Here is a 3,315-nt window from a genome sequence, read left to right as displayed (position 1 = left end):
GGCGGCTGCGCGGCTGGGCGTCCGCCACCTGGTTCCTGGTGCCGGCCCTGCTGCTGTTCTTCCTGTTCGTCCTGATCCCGATCGCCGTCGCCCTCTACACGAGCCTCTTCAAGTGGGGCGGCTTCGGCCGCCCGGAGGACTTCGTCGGCCTGGACAACTACCGCAAGCTGTCCGGCGACCCGGTCTTCCGCGGCGACCTGTGGCGCGGCCTGCTCATCGTCGTGCTGTCGCTGGTCGTCCAGCTGCCGATCGCGCTCGGCACCGCCGTGCTGCTGAACCAGCGGATGCGGGGCCGCGCGGTGTACCGGGCGGTCTTCTTCGCGCCCTACATCCTGTCCGAGGTGATCGCCGGCGTGCTGTTCGGCATCATCTTCCTGCCCGGCAGCGGGCTCGCCGACGAGCTGGTCGGCGGCCTTCCGCTGGTCGGCGGCCTCGCCGGAAAGTGGTTCTCCGATCCCGGCACCGCGCTGCCCACCCTGTTCGCCGTCATGACCTGGAAGTACTTCGGCTTCCACATGATGATCTACCTCGCCGGGCTGCAGGGCGTCCCGGCGGAGGTGCTGGAGGCGGCCGCCATCGACGGGGCCGGGCCGTGGCGCCGGTTCCGCTCGGTCACGCTGCCGCTGCTCGCGCCGACCCTGCGGATCAGCGTGTTCCTGTCCGTCATCGGCTCGATCCAGCTGTTCGACCTGGTGTGGGTCACCACGACGGGCGGGCCGACCAATTCCACGGAGACGATGGCCGTCACCATGTTCCAGTTCGGATTCAAGCGCTACCAGATGGGCTACGCGAGCGCGATCAGCGTGGCGATGTTCCTCATCAGCATGGTCTTCTCGCTGCTGTACCAGCGGTACGCGCTGCGCCGCGACCTGCAGGGCGCGGTCACCTCGGCGGGAGGCCGGCGATGAGGGCGGCGGCCGTCCGGGGCGCGTCCCGCCACGTGCTGGTGTGGGTGCTCGGCTCCTTCGTCGTCGTCCCGCTCCTGTACGCCGTCGTGTCCGGGTTCAAGACCACCGGCGACCTCACCACGGACCCCGCCGGGCTCCCGCACCCGTGGAAGGTGTCGAACTACACCGGCATCCTGTCGTCGGACACCTTCTGGCGGCAGATCGGCAACAGCGTGCTGATCGCGGTCGCCACCACGCTGATCACCGTGGCGGCCGCCGCCCTGGCGGCGTTCGCGTTCGCCCGCTACGCCTTCCGCGGCCGCGAGTTCTTCTTCACGCTGTTCGCGGCGGGCCTGATGTTCCCGCCCGCGGTGGCGGTGCTGCCGCTGTTCGTCCTGCTGCGCTCGTTCGGGCTGCTCGACAACCCGCTGGGGGTGATCCTGCCGCAGGCCGCGTTCGCGCTGCCGATGACGCTCATCATCCTGCGGTCCTTCTTCCGGACGATCCCGGCCGAGCTGGAGGAGGCCGCCGTCATGGACGGCTGCGGCCGGTTCGGGTTCTTCTGGCGGATCCTGCTGCCGATGGCGCGGCCCGCGCTCGGCACCGTGTCGGTCCTCGCCATCGTGACGAGCTGGAACAACTTCCTCCTGCCGCTGCTCGTGCTGGGGGGCCAGAAATGGCAGACGATCCCCGTCGGCATCCAGCAGTTCCAGGGGCAGTACGCGACGAACTACGCGCTCGTCATCGCCTACATCGTGCTGGCGATGATCCCCGCGATCGCGTTCTACTCCGTCGCCGAGCGCCAGCTGATCGGCGGCCTGACCGCCGGCGCGACGAAGGGGTGACGGCACGCCCCCGGCATCGCGGAACGATCGGCCCGCCGTCGCCCGGCTCGCGGACGCCCGGGTTCGCGGACGCTCAGTCCGCGAACGCGAACAGCGCCTTGGCGAACAGGTCGGGATCGTCCGCCATCGCCATGTGCCCCTGCCCGGGCAGCTCGACGACCTCGGCGCCGGGGACGATCCGGGCCAGCGCGTCCGCTGTGGGCCGCTGGTACGCCGGGCCGGCCGTCCCGACCAGCAGCTGCACGGGCACGCTTATCCCCGCGAACCGGGCGCAGTCCTCGATCCGCGGCACGCTCTCGCTCTCCCGGGCGAGCGGCGGCGCGTTGTCCAGGCAGGCGGCCCAGAACCGCCGCGCGCCGCGCAGCGCGTCGACCTGCCGCCGCGACAGGCCCATCAGGTCGCGGAAGACCGTCGCGAGGAGCCGGTCGTGGTCGCGCCCGTCCGCGAGCTCGCGGAGCCGCGCCAGCATCGCGGGGGAGGCGACCTCCCGCCAGGGCGTCGTGATCGGCGGCTCGTACAGCACGAGCCGCCCGATCGCGCCGGTCGCCGCGGCCGCGTGCAGGGAGCACAACGCGCCGTAGGAGTGGCCGACGAGGAACACGTCGCCTCCGGCCGCCTCGGCGACCGCCGCGATGTCCTCGCCCTCGCGCTCGATGGCGTACGGGCCGCCCTCGCGGGCGCTGAGGCCGCGGCCCCGGCGGTCCATCGCGTGGACGGTGAACCGCTCGGCGAGCCTCGGGAGGACCGGCGCCCAGCACCGGCGGTCCACGGCCGCGCCGTGCACGAGGACCAGCGGCGGGCCCGCGCCCCGCGTCTCGTAGCCGACGATCGTCCCGTCGCTGGACTCGGCGAACCCGGTCTCGGTCACGCGGGGAGCGTACCGGCCCAGGTCGGGAACCGGTATGCGAACATATGTTCGTGTCACGCGCCGCCACCATCCTGCACGCCGACCTGGACGCCTTCTACGCGTCGGTCGAGCAGCGCGACGATCCCGCGCTGCGCGGGCGGCCGGTGATCGTCGGCGGGGGCGTGGTGCTGGCGGCCAGCTACGAGGCCAAGGCGCACGGCGTCCGCACCGCGATGAGCGGCGGGCAGGCGCGCCGGCTGTGCCCGGGCGCCGTGGTCGTCCGGCCCCGGATGGACGCCTACGCCGAGGCGAGCAGGGCGGTGTTCGCGCTGTTCCGCGCGACGACGCCGCTCGTCGAGGGCCTGTCGATCGACGAGGCGTTCCTCGACGTGGACGGCCTGCGCCGGATCTCCGGGACGCCCGCCGGCATCGCGGCCGGGCTGCGGCGCCGGGTGGCCGAGGAGGTCGGGCTGCCGATCACCGTCGGCGTCGCCCGCACGAAGTTCCTGGCGAAGGTGGCCAGCGGCGTCGCCAAGCCCGACGGGCTGCTCGTCGTCCCGCCGGAGGGCGAGCTGGAGTTCCTGCGCCCGCTGCCGGTGCGGCGGCTCTGGGGCGTGGGCCCGGCGACCGCCGCGAAGCTCGCCGCCTACGGCGTCGTCACGGTCGGGGCCGGCGCCGCCCTGACGTATGCCTAGAAGGTGTCCCTGCACGGGCCCGGCGCCCGCCCGCGCCATCA

At 73.0% G+C, this 3,315-nt stretch carries 4 protein-coding genes; 3 read left to right on the top strand and 1 reads right to left on the bottom strand.

Annotated elements, in window-relative coordinates:
- Both ABZ914_RS48935 and ABZ914_RS48930 read left to right on the top strand, forming a co-directional pair.
- A partial coding sequence (locus ABZ914_RS48935; RefSeq protein ID WP_500201451.1) for a carbohydrate ABC transporter permease occupies window positions 1-908 on the top strand: 908 nt, incomplete at its 5' end.
- On the top strand, window positions 905-1,732 hold the full coding sequence (locus ABZ914_RS48930; RefSeq protein WP_387030433.1) for a carbohydrate ABC transporter permease: 828 nt from the start codon (window positions 905-907) through the stop codon (window positions 1,730-1,732). The genes ABZ914_RS48935 and ABZ914_RS48930, both read left to right, overlap by 4 nt.
- A 73-nt stretch (window positions 1,733-1,805) precedes the next feature.
- On the opposite strand, the gene ABZ914_RS48925 is transcribed toward ABZ914_RS48930, so the two are convergent.
- Entirely contained in the window at window positions 1,806-2,600 is a 795-nt protein-coding gene (locus tag ABZ914_RS48925) for an alpha/beta fold hydrolase (RefSeq protein ID WP_500201450.1), read from the bottom strand.
- 50 nt (window positions 2,601-2,650) lie between these two features.
- On the opposite strand from ABZ914_RS48925, the gene ABZ914_RS48920 reads away from it, so the two are divergent.
- Complete coding sequence (locus tag ABZ914_RS48920) at window positions 2,651-3,274, top strand: Y-family DNA polymerase (RefSeq protein WP_500201449.1); 624 nt, start codon at window positions 2,651-2,653, stop codon at window positions 3,272-3,274.
- Window positions 3,275-3,315: the final 41 nt, after the last annotated feature.

Source organism: Spirillospora sp. NPDC046719 (genome assembly GCF_040645715.1).
Lineage (GTDB): Bacteria > Actinomycetota > Actinomycetes > Streptosporangiales > Streptosporangiaceae > Spirillospora.
Note: the sequence above shows the minus strand (reverse complement) of the source record. Positions and strands in the feature narration are given on the sequence as shown.